This is a genomic window from Olivibacter sp. CPCC 100613 (assembly GCF_036959255.1).
Lineage (GTDB): Bacteria > Bacteroidota > Bacteroidia > Sphingobacteriales > Sphingobacteriaceae > Olivibacter.
The window spans coordinates 428,615-451,873 of sequence record NZ_JAWMTI010000004.1 but is presented as its reverse complement, the minus strand read 5'-3'; the positions used below and the strand labels follow the sequence as shown (position 1 = coordinate 451,873).

The 23,259-nt window shown below is 41.1% G+C and carries 16 protein-coding genes; 11 read left to right on the top strand and 5 right to left on the bottom strand.

The window, feature by feature from the left end:
- Positions 1-25 precede the first annotated feature (25 nt).
- From RYH73_RS16100 to RYH73_RS16090, 3 genes are all read left to right on the top strand, one after another.
- Entirely contained in the window at positions 26-898 is an 873-nt protein-coding gene (locus RYH73_RS16100; protein WP_335314464.1) for an ROK family protein, read from the top strand.
- Complete coding sequence (locus tag RYH73_RS16095; RefSeq protein WP_335314463.1) at positions 899-2,221, top strand: sugar porter family MFS transporter; 1,323 nt, start codon at positions 899-901, stop codon at positions 2,219-2,221.
- 366 nt (positions 2,222-2,587) lie between these two features.
- Positions 2,588-3,112: a phage tail protein gene (locus tag RYH73_RS16090; protein WP_335314462.1), complete on the top strand. Its 525-nt coding sequence runs from the start codon at positions 2,588-2,590 to the stop codon at positions 3,110-3,112.
- A 46-nt stretch (positions 3,113-3,158) separates the two neighbouring features.
- Here RYH73_RS16090 and RYH73_RS16085 read toward each other — a convergent pair whose 3' ends face one another.
- Positions 3,159-6,167: a glycosyl hydrolase gene (locus RYH73_RS16085; RefSeq protein ID WP_335314461.1), complete on the bottom strand. Its 3,009-nt coding sequence runs from the start codon at positions 6,165-6,167 to the stop codon at positions 3,159-3,161.
- Between the two features lie 121 nt (positions 6,168-6,288).
- Positions 6,289-7,302, bottom strand: coding sequence for a GlxA family transcriptional regulator (locus RYH73_RS16080; protein ID WP_335314460.1), 1,014 nt, complete (start codon positions 7,300-7,302; stop codon positions 6,289-6,291).
- Between the two features lie 169 nt (positions 7,303-7,471).
- On the opposite strand from RYH73_RS16080, the gene RYH73_RS16075 reads away from it, so the two are divergent.
- On the top strand, positions 7,472-8,407 hold the full coding sequence (locus RYH73_RS16075) for an SRPBCC family protein (RefSeq protein ID WP_335314459.1): 936 nt from the start codon (positions 7,472-7,474) through the stop codon (positions 8,405-8,407).
- A gap of 109 nt (positions 8,408-8,516) precedes the next feature.
- Here RYH73_RS16075 and RYH73_RS16070 read toward each other — a convergent pair whose 3' ends face one another.
- Positions 8,517-10,457, bottom strand: coding sequence for an oleate hydratase (locus RYH73_RS16070; protein ID WP_335314458.1), 1,941 nt, complete (start codon positions 10,455-10,457; stop codon positions 8,517-8,519).
- Between the two features lie 324 nt (positions 10,458-10,781).
- On the opposite strand from RYH73_RS16070, the gene RYH73_RS16065 reads away from it, so the two are divergent.
- The 4 genes from RYH73_RS16065 to RYH73_RS16050 all read left to right on the top strand — a co-directional run bounded on the left by RYH73_RS16065 (position 10,782) and on the right by RYH73_RS16050 (position 15,825).
- Positions 10,782-11,447 carry a family 16 glycoside hydrolase gene (locus RYH73_RS16065; protein WP_335314457.1) on the top strand — a complete coding sequence of 222 codons (666 nt, stop codon included), beginning with the start codon at positions 10,782-10,784 and terminating at the stop codon, positions 11,445-11,447.
- Between the two features lie 127 nt (positions 11,448-11,574).
- On the top strand, positions 11,575-12,090 hold the full coding sequence (locus tag RYH73_RS16060; protein ID WP_335314456.1) for a hypothetical protein: 516 nt from the start codon (positions 11,575-11,577) through the stop codon (positions 12,088-12,090).
- 141 nt (positions 12,091-12,231) lie between these two features.
- On the top strand, positions 12,232-14,943 hold the full coding sequence (ligD, locus tag RYH73_RS16055) for a DNA ligase D (protein ID WP_335314455.1): 2,712 nt from the start codon (positions 12,232-12,234) through the stop codon (positions 14,941-14,943).
- Between the two features lie 126 nt (positions 14,944-15,069).
- Positions 15,070-15,825 carry a DsbA family oxidoreductase gene (locus RYH73_RS16050; protein ID WP_335314454.1) on the top strand — a complete coding sequence of 252 codons (756 nt, stop codon included), beginning with the start codon at positions 15,070-15,072 and terminating at the stop codon, positions 15,823-15,825.
- 9 nt (positions 15,826-15,834) lie between these two features.
- Here the strand turns inward: RYH73_RS16050 and RYH73_RS16045 are convergent, their stop codons facing one another.
- Positions 15,835-16,317: a DUF1905 domain-containing protein gene (locus tag RYH73_RS16045; RefSeq protein ID WP_335314453.1), complete on the bottom strand. Its 483-nt coding sequence runs from the start codon at positions 16,315-16,317 to the stop codon at positions 15,835-15,837.
- A 745-nt stretch (positions 16,318-17,062) separates the two neighbouring features.
- Here RYH73_RS16045 and RYH73_RS16040 point away from each other — a divergent pair.
- Positions 17,063-18,643, top strand: a complete 1,581-nt coding sequence (locus RYH73_RS16040) for a Na+/H+ antiporter (RefSeq protein WP_335314452.1) — start codon at positions 17,063-17,065, stop codon at positions 18,641-18,643.
- A gap of 68 nt (positions 18,644-18,711) precedes the next feature.
- Here RYH73_RS16040 and RYH73_RS16035 read toward each other — a convergent pair whose 3' ends face one another.
- Positions 18,712-20,340, bottom strand: a complete 1,629-nt coding sequence (locus tag RYH73_RS16035) for a pectate lyase family protein (RefSeq protein ID WP_335314522.1) — start codon at positions 20,338-20,340, stop codon at positions 18,712-18,714.
- Between the two features lie 469 nt (positions 20,341-20,809).
- Between RYH73_RS16035 and RYH73_RS16030 the strand changes: the two genes are divergently transcribed.
- Positions 20,810-21,013: a hypothetical protein gene (locus RYH73_RS16030; RefSeq protein WP_335314451.1), complete on the top strand. Its 204-nt coding sequence runs from the start codon at positions 20,810-20,812 to the stop codon at positions 21,011-21,013.
- A gap of 116 nt (positions 21,014-21,129) precedes the next feature.
- Positions 21,130-23,259: a TonB-dependent siderophore receptor gene (locus tag RYH73_RS16025; RefSeq protein WP_335314450.1), complete on the top strand. Its 2,130-nt coding sequence runs from the start codon at positions 21,130-21,132 to the stop codon at positions 23,257-23,259.

Here is a 23,259-nt window from a genome sequence, read left to right as displayed (position 1 = left end):
ATCATCAAATAATAAATATAGCTCTATGCAAGAAACTGTTCTTGGCGCAGATGTGGGAGGTTCTCATATAACTGCTGCTGTTGTCGATATGGAACACCACGCTGTAATACCGCACAGTTTAGTTCGCCGAAAAATTGATCCGCATGCTTCAGCATCCGTAATAACGGATGCTTGGACAGCGGCCCTAGTCGCAGCGGAAGAGGCTTGGGGAAATAAATGCAACTACCTAGCGGTATCTATGCCAGGCCCTTTTGATTATGAAAGAGGTATCTCTTTAATAAAGGGCATGAATAAATACGACGCCCTTTACGGTATGGATATCAGGCAGATTTTTGCCGCTTGCATGCAACTTCCCGCAAAGCATGTTCATTTTCGGAATGATGCAGAGGCCTTTCTTCGCGGCGAAGCATCTCGTTGCAACGAAAAAGATCGGATCTTCGGAGTGACACTTGGCACTGGACTTGGATCCGCTCTATTTGATCAGGGAGAAGTAAAAGATTTAAATCTCGGTTCCTCCGCATTTTTGGATGGTATTGCCGAAGACTATATTTCCACACGAGGAATATTAAGTTTTTATCGCTCACTGGGAGGAAATGACATCGACGACGTCAAGACTTTGGTCGCGCATCTACATCACAATACGAAAGCCGAACAAGCCATCAAGCAATTAGCCTTGTGGTTGGTCGACTTTCTTTCAGCACATATCGCGGAGCTAAAACCAAATGTGGTAATCATTGGCGGAAACATCAGCAAAGCGCATCGCTTCTTTTTACCGGAAGTTTCACGTGTTTTAGGTGAACGCGGAGTGCCTGTTACCATAAAAGTAGCAGAGATGGGAGAACAAGCTGCAATATTGGGAGCAGCTTCATTTATCAATCCTTTAAAAAATAACAAGTAAATGGGGACCCTTTCTAAACATGGTTTTGCCATCAAATGCTCACTTATAGCATCTTTAGGTGGTTTTCTCTTTGGCTTTGAAACAGCTGTCATTTCCGGCGCCGAGAAAAATATACAAGCGCTTTGGGAGCTTGATTCATTCTGGCAGGGATTTACGGTATCGGCTAGTCTAATCGGCACTGTTATCGGCGCTATGTCAGCAAGTATCCCTGCACAGAAGTTTGGCCGTAAAAAAGTATTAATAATAATAGCGCTCGCTTATTTGTGCTCTGCGATAGGCTGCGCATTGTCCTACACTTGGCTTTTATTTATTCTATTTCGTTTTATTGGCGGACTTGCTGTTGGCATTTCTTCCGTTGTAGGGCCAATTTATATTTCCGAAATCGCTCCAGCGGAAAGCAGGGGGCGTTTAACTAGCTCTTTTCAGTTTATGATCGTTTTGGGAATATTTGTCGCGTACTTAACAAACTTTCTTTTCGTAGGAATGGGCGATGAAGCCTGGCGTTGGATGCTGGGTATTATGGTATTACCGTCGTTGCTATTTTTTAGCCTTTTACAAATTGTACCTGAAAGCCCGCGATGGCTAGCCATTCATGGTTATCCGGAAAAGGCGCGGGCGATTTTCTTGAAATTAGGGGAAGCAGATGCAATAGATGCTTTTTTCAAAACAAACCCACAAGCGGGTGCCTTACAAGACCGTTTATTTCAGCGAAAATATATAAAGCCTATTTTGTATGCCGTTTTATTGGCTATGTTTAACCAGTTGAGCGGAATCAACGCTATTCTATATTACGCACCACGCATTTTTGAATTGGCAGGCTTCGATCAAAAACTAGCTTATTTACAACCCGTATTTATCGGTGGAGCTAATCTCTTATTCACGTGTTTGGCAATGACCATTATTGATAAATTTGGGCGGAAGCGACTCTTATTAATTGGAAGCCTGGGTATGTTTATTTTTTTGGCATTGGTTGCACATGCCTTTAGTCAAGGCGTGGCAGGCGCATCATCTGTACTGTTGTACTTAATCGGTTTCATTGCCTTCTTTGCTTTTTCTCAGGGTGCAGTCATATGGGTGTTTATTTCCGAAATTTTCCCCAATAATGTACGCTCCCAAGGAAGTTCGCTGGGTAGCTTCACTCACTGGATTATGGCGGCTATTATTTCCTGGCTCTTCCCCATTATTGCGGAAGGCAGCCCAAAAGGAGGTTATTATTCCTTTATCTTCTATAGTGTGATGATGGCTATTTCTTTCTTCTTTATATGGAAGTTTATGCCGGAAACCAAGGGTAAGTCCTTAGAAGAAATCCAAGATGCTTTATAATTATAGGAAGCCGTTTCAAATATGAAACGGCTTCCTATAATTATCTTATCCTCTAGTGTAACGCATCCCACTCCCCCTCTTGATAGCCCCTCAACTAAACAGGAATATATCAGAAAATTATCGGAGACTCCTTTCCTTTTTTTTTGAGACGAGGTTGTAATAAAAATGAACAAAAAGAATACAAAAATATATCAGGTTTTGTACTAAAATTACACCAACAACACAGAATATCAAGACATTATAAACATCAACACAAAAAATTACGCTAATAACATTCATCGCCTAATACCGAAAAATCACTATTTAGGGGGAATTACCAATGGCCAGGCTAATTAACTATACTTTAAATAAGCTAACTCAATTATTATGGATGAAGCATTTATCGGGACTATTGTCCTTTTTGCAGGTAATTATGAACCAAAGGGCTGGGCATTCTGCAACGGCCAATTGCTTGCTATTTCACAGAATCAAGCTTTATTTTCTATTCTCGGAACCACCTATGGTGGAGATGGAGTAACTACCTTTGCTTTACCGGATTTAAGGGGACGCGTACCTGTACACGCAGGCGCAAGTCAGGGAGTCGGTTTAAAACAAATAACGCTTGGAGAATCAAGTGGAAGCAATAATAATACACTGCTTGTTACCAATATCCCTCCCCACAATCATCCGGTAATGGCGAACAGCCAACCAGGAACGTCGGGAGATCCCAGCGGTAATTTTCCTGCAAATACCGGGGCAACCGATGCAGAATATGCAAGTAATGCAAACACCGTCATGAATGCACAAATGACAGCTAATGTTGGCGGGGGGCAACCGGTGAACAATATGCAACCTTATCTTGGCTTAAACTATATCATCGCTCTATACGGAATATATCCTCCGCACAATTAGCGAGCAAAAAGAATAGCACTCGATCTTAGGCGGATGCTATTCCGATTTAATTTTTAACTCGCTTGATCATGACAGGCCCCAATAAACCTGATTTTAGTAAGGGACTGTCTAATTTATAAGGTTGATAAGTTGTAAATGTAAAACGTTTGCTCGTACGGGGCTGTTTCTTTTGCAACCATTGAGGCCATTCCCCATTTTGAACCCCCTCAGAAGGTAATTTTTCATCACCAATAAGCCTATTCGGCCATAAATTTATCACTTCAATTTCGAGGAAATTATCTTTCTTTTTCAGGTATTTGCCTGGAAGTTCGATCCGCCAAGGTGCAGTCCATAGAATACCGAGCTCTTGTCCATTAACACGAACACAGGCCAAATTATACACTTCCCCAAGGTCCAGAAAAAGTCGATCATTCTTGTGTACGGTAGCGGGCAAGTTGAATTTTTTGTGGTAATATGCACGCCCGGAATAGTATTTCACACTTTCGTTTTCTTCTTGTGACCAATCTTTCAACGAAGAAAAGGTCGTATCGGCAGGGCCTCCCCAAACCGGATCGAATGCCAAATTCCAAGGGCCATTCAATGAAACCAAGGTTTCATACGTATCAAAATTTTGATGCCTTACATCGGGCAATCTTCCCTGTTTGGGGAAAACAATAAAAAAACTTTGATAGGCTTCAAAACGTAAGGGTATTTTTATGGATCCGCTGTCATATTGAAAATCAGCTAGCGCACGAATTTCACCAGTCAACGGATTCCACAATTGTGGATGATCGGAAGCGTCTCTAAATATCCCTTCTGTCTGAATTATTTCATCTGTTTTATTGGCAACAAAATATAGATCCCAAGCTGGATGGGTACGGTGTGTATATCTCAGGTCTCCTTCGGTATAAAAGTCTGTCTTTACCTTCGCATTCTTCAAAATTAACGCGGTAAGCTCATAATCGGGATAAAGCATATCAGACCGTTCTTTCAATTTTTCTCCCCAAACGATCAACCCTTTTCCGTAATTCCTTCTGCTAAGATTTGTTGGCGTATCCGTAGCACCCCATATTTTTTCCACTTGTAAACGAATGTAATGATCACATTCTGGATAATTGGTTAAACTTGGTGAATGCATCGGCGGATTGCCGACAACCAAGGCACCGTCAAAAATAAGTTCACCTATTTTTGTCAATAGTTCGGGCGTCATTGTCTCATAATCAGGCAAAATCAAGATTTGATAACTGCCACCACCCGGAAAAGTCACCTTACCATCTTTTACCGAGGCATTCATGAGTTGACTGGCTGAACATCCGTCAAAATTGAACCCTCGCCGATCCCCGATCGTATCTCCGATAACTGCAGAGCGGGGTGGAACAAAGACCTGAGGGGAATTCTCGGGTGTGAGGTAAAGCATATCCGCTACAGTTCTTCCCTGCTGCAAAAGATACTGACATCGACTAACATAAGCATGATAACTATGCACAAGCGGCCACCACGTCTGGTTTCGATCCCAGTGGACGCCATATGGCCCCATAGTAGCGCCTGGCCGCAATGAATCCGGTAGAAACTGATTTTGAAAAGTATGGTATACAAACCGATTAATACCCGAAGCGAAAGCCCAATCTCCTTGATTTTTCATCGATCCGGGGTACTGTTTCCATGCTTCATTATTTTGGGCGGTAAAGGCTTCCGCCGGAACTAAACTACGCCCCATAATATGTGCTATTGATGTAGCTTCTATTACGCTATAACTGGCATTGAAGCCATATCCCTTACTCCAAAATTCAGCCATCGGCACATCGGCTACGCTACCCAGATCCAGATCAGCTGTAGGATTCATATCATATGGTTCGATTGAAAGTTCCAATCCATATTTTTTAGCAAAATTCTTCACAAAACCAGCGTGGTTCTCCAAGATCAATTCTTGTGAAGTTTGCCGCAAGTCCCACAAAAAACGTTCGCTTTCTTCAGCACTCCCCACTACCTTGCCTATATATACTGGATAATAGCGTAACGGATCATATCCGCGTCTTTTATGGAATTCGTCTCGAAAATTCGCCGTCCAGTTTTGGGCTCCCATCTCCCAACTATCCATATGTAAACGTTTCAGTCCACCGATTTGATGCTGCCGTATAGGTTCGATTTTTTTCATGATTTTGCCCAAATAGTGATTCAGGTGAAAATTGATAGCTACGGTATCAAATTTATCAGATTCGAAACCAATACCCGGACGCGGTGCCGGACGCGTGATGGCCCCATTATTTCTGCTGCCAAAGCGCATTATTTTCCATTTTCCATCGGACGGTTTCCAATTCAGTGTACCGTTGGATTCCAAATGATCCGTCAGCTCTAAGATTCCCGTCTTTGAGATAACGCGCTGCTGCTTACTTTTTCCAGCTGTCGGTGCCGATAAAAGGGACTTTACAATCCCCGAACTATAAGGGGCTCTTTCATAAAGCGCCTTTTCCTCTATATTAGCAATGGTGTCCATCGAACTTTCTTCGAACGGAAAAGCCAAGACGGCAACATCCTTATAATACTCCATCCAGTTGCTTTTAAATTCCTCTGTATATCCCTCCTCGCCAAAAAATGGCTTGTGCGGCAACGGAATGGGCAAGGTAATTTTTTTGGCTTCATTAGCTGATACGATAACCTCACTGGCAACTAAATGTTGCATCGATTGATCTCCCCGGACCCAAGGGCCACCGCTTCCCGTCCATCCAGGACCGATACCCAAGGTAATTTCGATTCCTAAGCGCCTGGCTTCCCTTTCTGCATGTGCAAAAAGGCTTGTCCATTCTTCACTCAGAAAATCGACCTGACCGCGGGGCACTCCGACATTTACTTCCAGAAAAATCAGATTGCCAATGCCAGCGACCTTCATCGCTTCCAGGTCTTTTGTCATACTTTCAGCAGTCATATTCCCATCCATAAAATACCAATATACGCCTGGTTTTGCACTACTTGGGGGATGGATGAAGTCTTGGCGTAATAGATTAATATCTTGAGCAGAAACGACGGTTATTACCATCGAGCATACAAAGCGTATGGTCAGCTTGATGAGTTCTTTCATGTTGATCAATCCATTTAATTGGCTTTAGGCGAAGAACAAGCCTTTACTGACTGGTTTCTATCCTTGGCTTTTCAAAAATAGATAGGTCGAAAGGGGAAAAAAATAGACGAAATGATAATAATCATACAACTTTTGATTTATAGGCATAAAGGTCTGTATCTTTATTATACCTGTTTTTATAATCCAGTGGTGATAGGCCTGTTATCTTTCTAAAGACTTCCCGAAAAGCTTTTATATCTGAATAACCGACCTCGTACATTACTTCATTGATGGTTTTACGTGTAGTTTCAAATGCTTTTTTGGCGGACTCGATCTTTATTCGCTGCAAATATTCAACAGGGGTATTACCTGTTGCCTTTATAAATCGTCGATCAAAGTTCCGTCTTCCCACGGCAAATTTCCTTGAAAGATCTTCTACCGATATTTTTTTATAGAAATTGTCTTCCATGTATTGTTGTGCTTTTATTACGACTTCATCTCCATGAGACTTCTGTCCGGTGAATATCGTGAAGGCAGATTGTGTCTGTCGGTCAATATCGACTTGAAAGATTTTGGAACAATAGATCGCCGTTTCGCGATCATAATACTTCTCGACTAGATATAAAAGTAGGTTTAAGAATGAATAGCCTCCTCCATTCGTATAAATACCATTTTCGTCCGTAATCAACTTCTCTGTTTTTAAGTGTACATCCGGAAACAGGGTTCTAAAATCGTCTGCTGAATCCCAATGAATGGAGCAATTTTTTTCATTCAACAATCCGGATGAAGCCAGCATAAAAGCTCCCGTGCACATACTGGCAATTTCTGCACCATTTTTATATTGCTCTTTAAACCAATTGATCAGCAATATATTACCATCCATAGCCCGTTTAAATTCAGGTGTTAGGGAGGGTATCAGCACAAGATCTGTTTTTTTTAATGTCGATATATTGACCTGCGGCTTCATTGTCAATAAGCCATTGATAAACGAAGATTCTTCGGCGACACCTGCCGTTTCGATTTTAAACAAGGGAGGGTGCCCCTTTTTCTCCCAATAGTTGTTAGCACCCGTAAAAATTTGATAGGCTCCCACAATGCAGGCAATAGTGCTATTGGCGGTTTGGATATCGGGCACTAATATCGTAAGATGTTTCATCCGTTTCGATTTATAATGGTTAGACAACAAAGTTAGTAAATCAATATGTCCAAATCAACCCGCAACAAAGTCTATTTGACACCCCAACAGGCTGTATATATGTCTTTAACTTTGATTTGAAAATACAAGGAAAGAACATTGAAAAATCACAAAAAATAAATTTAAATAGATGAAAAATAAAGATTTCAGCACGACTTTGGTCGTCAACACACAAGCACAACAAGTTTTCAACGCCGTGAACAATGTGCGAGGCTGGTGGTCAGAAAACATCAAAGGTGATACCGACAAACTCAATAGTGAATTTTTTTATCATTATCAGGATGTTCATCGGGTTAAATTGAAAATTATCGAAATGGTGCCCAACGAAAAAATAGTTTGGCATGTGCTCGACAATTATTTTAAGTTTTTACCTGACGAAACGGAGTGGAAAAACACCTATATAATCTTTGACCTGACTGAAAAGAAGGGTAAAACTACCTTAAAGTTTACACATCAAGGCTTAATTCCGACCTATGCATGTTTCCAGATTTGTCGCGATGCATGGACGCATTATATTCAAGAAAGTCTTAAAGATTTGATTTTGACAGGGAAAGGAAAGGCGACCCCGAAGGATCTCGAACAAGCTGACACAAACTCCGAATCTCAGAAAAAGACCCCTGTAGCAGATCAGCAAAATGATAAATGCATTTATCATCGATTGCTTATTGAAACACCTGTTGAAAAGGTTTTTGAAGCACTAACGACACAAGAAGGTCTGGCAGGCTGGTGGACACCCGACACGCTTGCAACACCGAAGATCGGCAGTATTTTACGCTTTGCCTTCGGTCCCGATTATGTTAAAGAAATGAAAGTAGAGGAACTTAAAGCCTACAGTAAGGTAAAATGGGTTTGTCTCAAAGCCTATGAAGAATGGATCGGTACCAGACTTACTTTTGAGCTTGAACCCCATAAGAAAGGATGTATATTATGGTTTCGTCACGATGGCTGGAAGGATTACACTGCTGAGTTCGCGTCCTGTAGTTATGATTGGGCACTTTTCTTTAGAAGTTTGAAGCGTCTTTGCGAAACAGGTAAAGGTACCCCCTATCCCAATTATAATCAATAAATTTCACGGAATTGCGATATAGAAAAGCATGGCCTTTGCCTGATGGCCATGCTTATTATCTGAATGATTGGTCCTCCTAATGAGGATTCGGCTTGAATCATTTAAAGCCTTAAATTCTGATTCCTTTTAGCCATTCTTTTACTTTATTGATCTGCTCGGTTACGAAAGATTCATGTTCGCCCTCTTCTTCGCCACCAGTAGGTAAAATATGTTCAAAGTAGGTTCCTTTGAGAAATTTTCGGAGCAAGCCTTCTCCTAAAAAGGGTTTATCATCATTGAGCGTTCTTGCCGCTTTTAATAGATGGCGAATATCATATTGGAGCGGATTAATGTCAGGCACTTGTTTATTGAGGTTCAGTAATTCATATACTGCTATCCGAGCGGTCCTGACTGAACTTTCCATCGTAAAGACCACATCATTATTCGTTTCGACGAATTGACCAATGAGGCCTAAATTTTTACATCCTTCGGGAACTACCCTTGGGCGATCATCTTTCGCCCGCGGCATAAACATCGAAGTAATATAAGGCATAAAAGCCGTACGAACAATGGTATTTTTTATGACATTTTCCGCTTGATCGATAATACCTACGTGATAACACAATTCGGTAAGAATCTCATTTCCTGTGCATTTCGGCATCGTTTTTTTGATGTAATTCCCTTCTTTATCCATAAAAAGAGAATACACCCAAATGACCAGCACATCATCAGGTTGCTCCGGAAAATGGGGTTGTCTGTTACAGGTAAAGCTCATCAACCAATTGGAATCAGTAATAGTGATGATTCCCCCGGTAACCGTTTTTCCAGAGTAAGGGTCATTGACGGCATATTCTTTCAGTTTCTCTACAAAGGCGGAAGGTCGACAGGTTAAGGTAACGGATTCCCAACACGATTGCTCGATATTGCTGCAAAATTTCTCAGGCTTACCGAAAATGGATGATTTAGCCGCTAAGTTACGCCATAATTTCCATCCGGCGCTTTGCCCGCTCTGACTGTTATCAAGCGCGATGACAGGTGATGTATCATTGTTCCCATAGAAAGTATCTTCTGTCATGGATCCCGTAGTTACGATCACATAATCGTCTTTTGTAACAGGAATTTTATTTTCCTCTCCGTCTTTATCCACGATTAAAGCCTGTACTATTTTTCCTCCTGTATTACTATGAATATCCAGATCTTTTACCAGTGTGTCAAATCGAATTTTCACCCCTTTTTCCTTTAAGAAATTTCGCAAAGGAGTTACAAATGTGTCATATTGATTATATTTCGGAAACACTAAGGATGATAGATCATTCAAACCATCAATTGCATGTAGAAAACGATGCATATATAGTTTTAATTCCAGTAGGCTATGCCAGTTTTCAAAGGCAAACATTGTGCGCCAAAATGTCCAAAAATTACTTTTCAAGAAAGATTCACTGAAATAATCGTCAATTGTCAGGTCATCTAAATCCTCTTTTTTCTTCAATAAAAGTTTGATGATGGCCAATTGGTCTTTCTTTGTTAATCCAAACTTACTGAAATCTTGTACCTTCCCCTGGTTATGAATGAGCCGAGCTTTTGAATAGTTTGAATCATTATCATTAATCAGCCGATACTCATCTAACACACTATAAGGAGGTGGTAGTTCAAGGGCCGGAATATCTTGAAACATATCCCATAGGTTTTCATAGGTCATATCCATCTCCCTGCCGCCACGGATAATATAGCCCTCTTGAGGATTACCGGCTCCATCCAAGGATCCCCCTTCAATCTGTAATTGCTCTAAAAATATGATATTTTCTGCCGGAATATGTCCATCCCGTATAAAATAATAGGCGGTAGCCATACCGCCTATCCCACTACCTATAATATAAACTTTACTATGTAGAAAAGCCCCATTCGGTATCCCTTTATTTCGTTGATAATTGCCGATTTGATCGGAAAAAGGCATTGATTTTTCAGGGGTGTTACGCTGCTGCTCTTTACTGGAATCGGGTTCATGGTTGACATGACCATAAAAGGGAGATGTACTCAATATGTTATCGAATTTCGTGGTATTCTTGTTCATAATCCAATATTTATATAAACTGGGTTAATAATCATTACTTCACGGGCTGCTTTCATGCGATTATTTTTGAGAGAAAAACCGCTTGACGGATCGTTGTAGAATTGTATTATGGATGGAACAATTGATGCGCTTAAAAAGTTTCAGTGAGAAACGCTTATTTTTCCTTATTTATAAATAAACATATAGCCAGCATAAATTCCTCGCGAGCTTGATCACAATTGAACAGCTTTGAACAAAATTGAATTTGGTGAGTTCGGTTGGGTTCCCCTTCTTTGTCCAACAATTAACGAATCGTTACACCCCATAAGTTCAAAAAAAGAGCACATGAAAGTATTTGACAAAAAAAACAAGCATGTAATCACGTTTGCGTTCATATTAATAAACTTTTCCACTTCCTGCTTCGTGTATGCGCAAGATTCGATTACCATGGATGTAAAAGAGATACAAGCACAATCAGAAGCTGTCAATCGGACGGTCACTTTTAATAATCAAGAAATTTACCTCACGGCTCAGGGAAGCAACGGATTTTTACGGATAAAGGGTATAAATTTTAAAGAAGGAATTATAGAAGCGGATATTAAAGGCAGCAATACGCCCCAGCGGAGTTTCGTCGGCATTGCCTTCCATGGTGGTGATGACGAAACCTACGAGGCTGTTTATTTTCGTCCATTTAATTTTAAGAATCCGGAAAGAAAATCGCACAGTGTACAATACATTGCACACCCAACTTTCACGTGGGATAAACTCCGTAATGAGCATCCCGGAACATATGAAGCGGCACTCAATCTTGATCTGAATCCAGACGACTGGTTCCACGTTCGGATACAGGTTAAAGAAACAAGGGTTGACGTTTACATCAATGATGTTCAGGTTCCTACGCTATCGATAAACCGACTTAGTAAGGACGAAACAGGGTGGCTGGGCTTTTGGACCGGGTATCTTTCCGACGGATGGTTCAGAAATATTAAGTTAACCTCTATAACAAAATAATCCGGCAAAGCGTTGATCGAGTTTAAAATCAAAACCCCTATTTTCATCTATTGTGAACCCTCCATCATTGCGTTATTTTTGCATATATCGCTTGGGTTCAAGCTATAGAAAACATAAAATAAAGGTTATGAACAGACTATTATATTTTCCATTGTTGGCATTACTTATTTTCAAAGGAAACGTAGTTAATGCACAATCCGAAGATCCACGAAATAAAATTCAGATGGTAATAAATTTTAATGGTAAGGATGTTACGGCCGACTTAAACTCCGTTAGCACCTCCGTTACGAGATACCAGAGAGATGAGGCTCCCTTAGCAAATAATGGGCAAGACAGCACATTAACCCAATCGAAACTTCCTCCCTCACCATCAGATTATGTCTATTTAACTTTTGAGATTAAGAAAATCAACAAGGATTTACTTCAAGTACTGTCAAAACGAAGCAACCAATTTGACGGAACAATAACCGTCACCGATTCGTATGGAAAAAATCCGCCTAAAACACTAGAGTTCAAATCAGCAACGCTCTATAGTTATTCTGATCAGCTTTCCGCTTTCACCTATAATGATAATTATGGGAATGCGATGGTGTCCGTTAGTTGCAAAACATTAGCCGTCGACGGAATTAAATTTGATCAGTAAGTATACTCGTTTCCGGAGCCCTATTAATACGAGGGCCGAATCGGTGCGTGAAAGGAGACATACATCTGCTCAAACCGATTGGATAAAACTGATTAATATTTCTTTTGTTAATATTCAAGATAGCTATTAAAAATATTAACAATGGCACTTGATCAATACCGTAAGAAGCGAGATTTCAAAAAAACACACGAACCGAAAGCTGGCAAAAGCACCAATAAGAAACAGCTAACTTTTGTTGTGCAAAAGCACAAAGCTTCACGGTTACATTACGATTTCCGTTTGGGGATGGACGGTGTGCTAAAAAGTTGGGCCGTTCCAAAGGGTCCTTCTACCGATCCTCAGAACAAGCGTTTGGCCATGATGGTGGAAGATCACCCGATGGACTATCGACAATTTGAAGGTATTATTCCTAAAGGGCAGTATGGTGGTGGTACCGTAATTGTTTGGGACGAGGGTACCTACGAACCTATCGAAACATTGACGAGCAAGAAAAAGCAAGAAGAACATTTGCTGGAGCAGCTTCACAAAGGATCACTGAAAATTCGGATACACGGGCAAAAACTGAAAGGGGAATATGCCCTGGTGAAAGCGGAAGCTATGGGTGAAAACGGCTGGTTGTTGATCAAACATAAAGATGCCTTTGCACGCACGTCTGACATCACAAAAAAGGATAAATCAGTACTTTCGAATAAAACGCTGGAGGAAATAGAAAAAAAAGGTGACAAGGTATGGAAGAACGGGCAGGTAGAAAGCCTAAAAAAAAATCGTAAAATAACCAACGAAAAGAATAGAAAAAGAGCCGACGAACACTTGGCGGCGAATGTAGATGAAAGTGGGGAACCGCAAAAAATTGACCTGGTTGCCTTACTAAACAAAGCTCCCAAGACTAGTATTCCTACTGCAATCAAACCCATGAAAGCCACCCTTATCAATGAACCTTTTGATGACCCTAACTGGCTCTATGAGGTAAAATGGGATGGCTATCGTGCCATTGCAAAAATTAGTAAAACCGCGGTTAAGCTAATTTCCCGAAATAATATTCCCTTTGATAAATATTACCCCCTTGTTGATCTCTTAGAAAAATGGCGAATCAATGCAGTGATTGATGGCGAGATTGCCGTGCTCAACGAAAAAGGATTAGCCGATTTTGGAGCACTCCAAAATTGGAGAAGTGAGGCCGATGGTAATCTCGTTTATTATGTTTTTGACATCTTATGGTATGAAGGAAAAGATCTTATGGGGTTGCCTTTGGTGGAGCGGCAAGCTATTCTTCAGAATGTATTGCCTACCGATGATGATCGAATCCGTCAAAGCAAGGTTTTCGCAGCGAGGGGCATTGACTTCTTTGACGCAGCCGAACAGGTAGGATTGGAAGGAATTATAGCGAAGAAGGCGAATAGTAAATACCTGGCAGGCCTTCGATCAAAAGATTGGCTAAAAATCAAAGTGCAGCGACGGCAAGAAGTAGTAATCGCAGGATTTACCCGCAACGAAGGAACTTCTAAGGTATTCAGTGCTTTGATTATGGGCGTGTTTGACGGCAAAAGACTTCGCTATGCCGGAAAGGTTGGTACAGGCTTTTCAGACAGTAAGCAAAAGGACATGATGAAACGATTCAAACCCTTGATCACCGATAAAAGTCCGTTCGAAGTAGAACCTGATGTAGACAAACCATCACGCTTTCGCCCGCAACGCCTAGGTGCAAAACCCACCTGGTTGAAACCTGAATTGGTATGCGAAGTGAATTATGCCGAAGTAACCAGTGAAGGAATTTTTAGGCAAGCCTCGTTCAAAGGTATGCGCGAGGATAAGGATGCGGATGAAGTGGTTATGGAGATACCAATGGATCAAGAAGCGGCGGTGGTGAACACAGAAAACAAACATAGCAAAACCATCACAAAACCTGTGAAAAATGAACGGCGCACTTTATTAAATCCACGTGAGGAAACGCAAACGAGAGAAATCAATGGTAAAGAACTTAAATTTAACCATTTAAGTAAAATTTATTGGCCCGATGATGGTATTACCAAACGGGATATGTTCAACTACTATTACCGAATAGCCGAGTTTATCCTGCCCTACCTAAAAGATCGCCCGATGTCCTTGAATCGTTTTCCTAACGGCATAAAAGGGCCAAGTTTTTATCAAAAAGATATAAAAGGAAAAGCACCCGAATGGCTCGACAAAACCTATCCGTATACAACTAACGAAGGTGAGCATAAGGAGTATCTTGTAGGTGATGATGAAGCGAGCCTGTTGTGGATGGCTTCTTTAGGGTGCATCGAAATGAATCCCTGGTTCAGTCGGATACAGTCGCCCGATAACCCGGATTATTGTGTGATTGATCTCGACCCAGACAAGAATACCTTTGAACAGGTCATTGAAGCCGCTCAAGAAGTTAGAAAAGTATTGGATGCCCTTAATGTGCCGAGCTACCCGAAGACCTCCGGATCTACCGGGATTCATATTTACATACCGCTGGGTGCAAAATACGACTACGATCAGTCGCAGCTTTTTGCAAAAATCATCGTCAGTCTGGTACACGAACAACTCCCTGATTTCACCAGCCTGCAAAGAAGAGTAAGCAGTCGAAAGGGAAAAATGTATCTCGACTTTTTACAAAACCGACCAGGGGCCACCATAGCCTGCCCTTATTCCTTACGACCAAAGCCAAATGCGACCGTTTCCATGCCTCTTGCGTGGGATGAAGTAAAACGAGGTTTGAAAATGACTGACTTTACTATTTACAATGCCTATGACAGGCTAAAGGAAACAGGTGATCTCTTTAAAGGCGTATTAAATAAAGGAATCGACCTGAACGCTGTTATTAAAAAGGCACAGCGCAATCTATAAATATTCTTTGCGGTACTTTACTTGAGTATAGTGACTGTGTTGGTTAGCTTCCAACGAAATTGCTTATCTTTGATAGAAAAGCCACAGGAATCAAACGTCTAAAGCAATAAATTAAATTGGATGGTCATGCGTACAAATCAAAATGAAGTGCAGGAAACACAGAAGATGAAGGTAGAGATCTGGAGTGATATTATGTGCCCTTTTTGTTATATAGGTAAAAGACATTACGAAGCGGCCATCGCGCAATTTGACAACAACGATAAATTGGAAGTTGTATGGAAAAGTTTTCAATTGGATCCAAGTATCCCCATACAGATGGACACCCCTTTAGGCGTGTATCAGTACCTGGCCGAACGCAAAGGTATCAGTTATGCCGAATCGGAGGCAATGCATCTCCGTGTGAACAGCATGGCAAAAGAAGTCGGTTTAGCGTATAATTTAGACATTGCGGTTGTTGCAAACTCTTTTAAAGCCCATCGAATCATACAATTTGCCAAAAAAAAGGCTTTGGGTGAAATCGCTGAAGAACATTTTTTTAGGGCTTATTTTATACTTGGCCGTAATCTGGGAAACACAGAAACATTGGTCGAAATAGGTAAAGAAATTGGATTAACGGATGAAGAGATACAAGAAGCATTAACAAATGAAGATTATGCTCGTCTCGTTAACCAGGATATAGCAGAGGCGCGGAATTTGGGAATAAGAGGAGTTCCGTTCTTTTTATTCAATCAAAAGCAGGGGATATCCGGCGCTCAACCAATCGAAATATTTCGTCAAACCTTACAAAACTCCTTTAGCGAATGGCTTGAGGCAAATCCGTCCTTAGGTATAAATAATAGGATACACGGCGATGTCTGCACACCAGATGGCGATTGTGATTAGCATCACCCGCTACGGTTTGTCTCGTCCGATAAATCGCCCCTTTCCCAATAAGAAATCAATAGCCCTGATCACATTGTTATCAATGCTTGCTTCTGTTTTTAGGTTGGCAATGTATCGAACAATTTCATGCCGTAGCGAAGGGCTTAACTTATCAAAGATATTCTTTGCTTCCTGGTTTTCATGGAGCGCTTTTATAAGCTTCTGGTGTGGTTTAATCGTTCGATCACCGGAATCAATCGCTAGCGTCAATCTAACAACCTCACCGATGCGCTTCGGCGAGTTTTTAAGCATCGATGTATTAACATAGAGACGCCAATCTCCTTGGTATTTCACTAACGTTTGCTGATAAGGATCCCCATTAATGGTTCCCCGAATAGGGATCTTCCCCTTATCTTTCCCAGCTTCCCTAAATATACTTTGCAGGATCTTTTCAGGCACATACACAAAGGGATTGATACCAATAATGTTTATTTCAGCGTCAAATTGGTGCATATTTTTTTATTTTGAGTTTCCAATAAAGGCATGTAGCATTAAAGCAGTTAGTTTAGCCTATTTCGCATGCTACTTTTTACAATCCCCACTAAAAATATATGTTTTTCTTTTAAACAGCAAGAAAACAACAGAGGCCCTGCTTTGGGTAGCAAGAGCCTCTGTATGTTATAATCAACCTAAACCTTATCTTATAAACGCCTCTTTGGCTTTTTTGTTTTATTCATCAGGTATTTCGAGAAATATTTCTTTTTTTGAGCGATCTATCGCTCGATTGCTTTACTAATAGCAGCCAACTCTTCATTGGCAAAACCCTTTGTATTAGCTAAATATTTTTAATTATCTTGGAGCAAATTTTCGCCGAAATACATGGCAAAACAATAACCGAGAAAAGATTCGGTATCAACGATAAAAAGGAAAAGAGACCAGCAAACATGTACGAAAAAAAAATTGAAGAGGACCTAGATTGCGGCATCCGAATATCAATTAACCGGATTGGGTAAAAGCTTGCTTCCACTTTTATCAACGATTGACGATTAGGGAATAGCTCACGTCGACCGCGTTAAAGAAAAGGAAAGTTTGTTAAAGCTGTAGGGATTCATTAAGTATTGATTGACTATAAATATTTTTTATTGTTTTAGCTTTTTAACATAACAATACGCACTCAAACAAAATAATTGCGGGCTAAGTCCCGGAAGAGGTTTATATTGCATATTCAATTCCATTATTTTTTTCAGAAAATTGTAAAATGTTCGATCACTTTCCTTTTTATATAGGCTTGCTAATCGTGATTTTATTACTGATCATGCTTGCAAAGAAATTACGCATTGCCTATCCGATCATATTGGTGATCGCTGGTTTACTTATCAGTTTTATTCCTGGTTTACCGCGTGTACATATTGAGCCGGAACTCATTTTTGTAATTTTTCTTCCTCCCTTGCTATACGAGGCAGCATGGGCGACCTCTTGGAAAGAACTGTGGCGTTGGCGTCGCATTATTGTCAGTTTTGCCTTTGTGGTCGTATTCTTAACAGCACTTTCAGTAGCCTTTGTAGCCAACCATTTTATTCCGGGATTTTCGTTGGCCCTCGGTTTTGTTTTAGGAGGTATCGTATCACCACCTGATGCCGTGAGTGCCACTGCCATTTTAAAATTTGTAAAAGTACCGCGCAGGATGGTCTCTATTTTGGAAGGTGAAAGTTTAATGAACGACGCCTCTTCTTTGATTATCTTCCGATTTGCACTCATTGCCGTTGCCACCGGACAATTTGTGTGGCATGAAGCGGCGCTCAATTTCGGGTGGATGGTTACCGGAGGTATAGGTGTGGGTTTAGCGATTGGATGGATCTTCATGAAGGCTCATAAATTATTACCAACCGATCCGCAAATTGATATTGTACTTACGATCGTAACTCCCTATGTGATGTATATTGCTGCGGAGGAGACACATTGTTCGGGTGTGCTGGCCGTTGTTTGTGGTGGCTTGCTGTTAGCCAACAAACGACACAGTTTTTTAAGTAGTCAATCCCGATTAAGAGGATTTAATGTGTGGCAAAGCCTCGTTTTCGTATTAAATGGTTTTGTCTTTATGTTAATTGGCTTAGATCTACCCGAAATTACAGCCGAATTAGGCGAAATCAGCTTATCATCCGCCATTGGCTATGGCTTACTCATCAGCGCTGTTCTTATTATCGGTCGGATCTTAGCAACCTATGGTGCTGTACTGGTCACTTTAATTGCCCGGAATTTTATCACGGTAGCGGACAGGCGAAGTCCGGGAGCAAGAACCCCCCTCTTATTAGGTTGGTCGGGCATGCGCGGTGTTGTATCGCTCGCCGCTGCCTTATCGATTCCTGTACAGCTTGATAACGGCACTATTTTTCCTCAACGCAACCTCATCTTGTTCATCACTTTTGTTGTCATCCTGGTAACCTTGTTGGTACAAGGGCTAACACTGCCTTATTTAATTAGAAAAATTGGTTTCCCTGACTTTGGTGACACCTTACCGGAAGAGGAGGCCGACAAATGGATCAAGCAACAGTTGGCCATTCAGGCTTTGCAACATCTGCAAACTTCCTATCAAGATCATCTAGAAAGTGATAGTATGTTGAAACAGCTTGTTTACAAATGGGAGCATAAGACACATAGTGATACCGAAGAAAATTTGAGTGCCCAACATCAAGAGATTTATTTAGCAATAATACAGGAGCAACGAAATTGGCTGCTCCTTCATAGTAACACGCAGCAGAATCTCGATGATGACATTATCCGAAGACATCTCCATTATCTCGATCTTGAAGAAGAGCGTTTAGCCCTTCTTAAGGGATAAATATTTGTTATCCGCTTATCGCCCATCTCCTCATTAAGGAGACAGGCTGTAGTAGGCTATATAACGCATTATAAAACTTTAGAAACAACACTATTGATAAACTCTTCAATATTGCTATATCCATCACCATCTCGGTCTAGACTTGCGTCATTTGCATTTTTCGGATCCAGATCATGTGCAATTTCCCAATCATCCGGCATACCATCTTTATCCGTATCTTGATAAGGCGTTCCTTGATAACTGGGATATCCACCAACTTGTTCGGGATCAGCAATGATCCCCATCTTATATGAATCAGCGGGCAAACGGCGTTTAATATAGGGGCTGCTTACATCTGCTTTACTATCTGTGTTGTAAATAATTTTTCCTGTTGCTACCTGCTTAATAATTCGCTCATCCACAGCATCCCGCTTTGGCAAATTCGCGCCAACATTTTTTAACACATGAGCATAGGCCTCTTTTGCGGACATCATCGTAACTTTAGCCATCGGAAAGGGCTTGTTCACCCGAATTTGTGCTGTATACGGTTCTGCATCAGGTTTGTTTTCAATCTGTATACCACCCGCCCAATTATCGGCTGTGACCTGCGCATTTCCTTCAACAATATTACCTGCAACATAAGCTTTTCCATATTCATTTTCATGACCGCGATCCCTATTCCCTTCGGGTTTCAGTATACGATGACCTATCGGTTGATCTATAGGTGTAATGGGCCCTGGTTTATAATAGTTATTGATAAAATTGAAGAACGAGCGATGGTCTCCCCCATCAGCACTTCGATTCCACCAGTTGAATATCACATTGTTTACAAAACCGAAATCTCCGTACATTCCTATGGAAGGATTTCTACTGATATTGGATGCCCATAGATTCCGCATAAAAGTACTATTTAAACCTCCGATTGTACTTCCAAAAGCATGGTTATAACGATCGAGTGCCTCTGAGAAAATTGAATTCTGTATGGTTACATTTACGGTGGGTAACTTTTCCTGCTTCGTACTATCTCCTCTGTTATATACATGCCGATACATCGACATATTTTCATCCAAGCCCCAACTGGCCGACACGTGGTCAATAATTATATTGCCAATCCCATTTCCTCCCAAAGCATCGTCTCTTCGCGTAACATCGGTACTTCCACGTCTGAAACGCATATAACGAATAACAACGTCATGCGTGTCAATCAATACCGACTCGCCCGCAATACAGACTCCATCTCCAGGGGCTGTTTGACCTGCGATCGTAATATAGGGAGCACGGATACTGATCGGGCTTTTTAGGTGAATAATACCTGCAACATTAAATACGATAGTACGAGCGCCGCCTTGTTCGCATGCTTCCCGCAAGGTGCCCGGACCGCTATCTGCTAAGCTGCTTACAACATACACTTTGCCACCGCGACCTCCAAACGAAAAAGCACCACCACCTTCGGCTCCGGGGAAGGCAGGTATTTTTGCCTGAGGCAGGTCTTCGGGCCTACTTGCCCAAGGAATATACGGTTTACCCTGCTTGGCTTCCTCTTCAATAATCGGGAGGGCCTTAGCCCAAGCTGCATTCGAGCGCGCTTGAAATTTAGCCATCGCTGCATTTGCGGAATCTTCCATTGTTTGAGGAATAACCGGATATTGCGCCTTTGTAATACTTATCACCCCCACCACCGTAGCAAGCGTGAAGGCCGTAATCATTGATACTTTCATCATAAAATTAAAATTGATGCCTATTAGCAAGGAGATCTTTATTTCCCGTCTTCACTAATATTGGTTAGTTAAAACAAATATCTACGCAAATACAGCACTTTTTTTGACCTTTATTATCTTCTTACTATAACATATTAGCCATCCGTGTAATAATTCGTAAACATTTCTATGTACATAGAAAGATCAGCACCTAACTCTGTATAGCTTTTTCAAATACTTGGTCTCCAAGAAAAACCAGAAGAATTTTTTTTGCACATCGCTTTTTTTTATGTTTGCAGCATTCATGCGTACGATAAAATCAAAGCTTACGATTTGCTTCTTAATATTGGTCGTTTTAACACAACCCTTTGGTCGGCTTTGGTTGTTCGTATCTTTCAAACTAAATCAACAATATATCGCAACGGAGCTTTGTGTCAATCGAAACCGACCGGAGTTGGCATGTAATGGACAGTGTGTATTGATGAAAAAAATGAAAGAGCTTGAAAAAAGGGAACATGAGCATCAACAGGACATGATAAAACAGCTTGCTGAAATCATTTACCTGCAAACCCCACAACTTCCAAAACTCAATTCGATACCAACTTATCCTATTAAACAGTTCTTTCCGATAGCCTATAGCCAAGGAACACCAACAAATTACCATACTGCTTTATTGAAACCGCCTCGGTCTTAATTTAATTTCTTTTTAGACATACGAATACCTATTCCGATAACAAAAGCGATCTTTTGTCTTATCGAGAGTGTATTCCATTCTTTATGATTTAAATTAAGCATATAATAATGAGATCAATGAGTAGCATCCTGATGTTATTGCTCACTTCTATAGCAATGGCTCAAGGACAAACAGTTCCTATAGACACAAACACAATCCGAAAACTAGACGAAGTGTTGATCAATGCTCGTCAGAAACGTTATCAGATCGATAGCGTAAGCAATGTAACAAGAACATCCAGCGCGCTGCAGCAAACGCCCCAATCCATCCAAGTCATTGGTCAACAAGTTATTCGAGACAAACAAGCCTTTACCTTAAACGATTTGACCAATACCTTGACAGGTGTAAAGGCTAATAACGGGATGGGATATTACAGCTTAAGAGGTTTTACTTTTTATAACCCTTTCGATGCAGGCGTCATTACATTCGACGGAATACGCGGAAATCTATATCTATGGAGCCAGCAACCTCTCCTTTATAACATTGAACAAGTTGAAGTATTAAGAGGACCCGCTTCCGTACTTTTCAGTAATAATGCCCCGGGAGGCACCATCAACTTTACGACCAAAAAACCGCAGTCATTACCTCAACTGGAACTGGGTGCATTTTATGGTAGTTGGCATGCCAAACGGTTTTCGCTGGATGCAACAGGTCCGTTGAGCAAAAATAAAAAATTGCTTTATCGCGGCATTGTCGGATATGATCAGGGAAATAGTTTTCGCGATTATCAGGATGTGCGCAATTTATTAGTCGCTCCCTCCCTCTCTTACGCGTTTAGTACAACAAGTAAATTACTCCTGGAAGTCAACTATGCTTATGAAAAAGCCGTTCAGCAATACGACCGAGGCTCTTATGTATTTACACGACCCGATGGTACCTTTGATTTCGATTATTATCCCAACCATTTAACAGCCCAAAGTCCGAGCGATTATGGAAAAACACACAACACATCTGTGAGTCTTCGTTATGATCAGCAACTGGGCAAAAAATTACGACTTACGCTCGTGCAACGCTATGTGCGAAGTCGGTTCGATTATACCGATCACATTGTAACCGGTTTAATCCAACACGATTCAATCAGTCGATCCTTTCAAGATTGGTTGTACGATCAATTTAATTGGCAAACGACGGCCTTTCTGGATTACAGCTTAAAAACAGGCGCATTTACCCATCATATCTTAACAGGTGTAGATTACAATAATTACGGATGGCATCAAAATGATTACCGGAACTCACCAGCACAACGCATCAGTATTTTTAATCCCGATTACAGTCTAGATCCACCTTCGTCTAATCCTGAAGTCGACTATTATGATGATAATAAAGAACGTATCCATCTAATCGGCTCCTATATACAGGATCAGATACAGTATAAAGATTTAATCTTATTGCTATCCCTACGTTATGATGACTATAGCTTAAGGCGTGTACCTTTATCCGAACGCGATAGCGAACAAGGCAACGAATCCGATGCTTCAGCCTGGATTCCGCGAGTAGGGTTAGTTTATTCGCCCTTCAAAGCCCTTTCTTTCTATGGCAGTTATACGACCTCCTTCAATCCGCAAACCTCCAACTCCGTACGAAATGGGGGGCCATTTCCACCCAGAACCGCCAAACAATATGAAATAGGCAGCAAATCGTCCTGGTTTGATTCTCGTTTATCGCTTACGCTTGCGGCCTATCAAATCGACTATACAAATATCCTCGCTGCCGCACCGACAGACGAAAATCCGAATAGACAGGTTGCCTTAGATGGCACCCGGAGCAAGGGATTAGAGGCTACTGCACAAGGGAATATCCGTCATTTCAATCTGATTTTTGGCTATGCTTATAATGACCATGTATTGTTATCTGATAACACACTGGGAGTCAAGGGCAGCCGTTTCGCAAATGCGCCCAAACACATGGCCAATGCTTGGATCAAGTACAATCTATCGAAAGGCATCCTAAAAGGGTTGGGGATAGGCCTGGGTGGTAGATATACCAGCAACCAGGTCGGGTTTGTAAGTGCACAAAATTTTCTGATACCCGCTTCCACTGTACTCGATGCCATGCTCAATTATGAACGTAATCGTTGTAACATTCAATTTAATGTATACAATATTACCAATGCGCATTATTTTATGGGTGGTAATTCTCGCACCGTTACCGCCTCTTTGGGAAACCCCTTTAATTTTCGAATCGGCATTAATTACTTGCTTTATTAG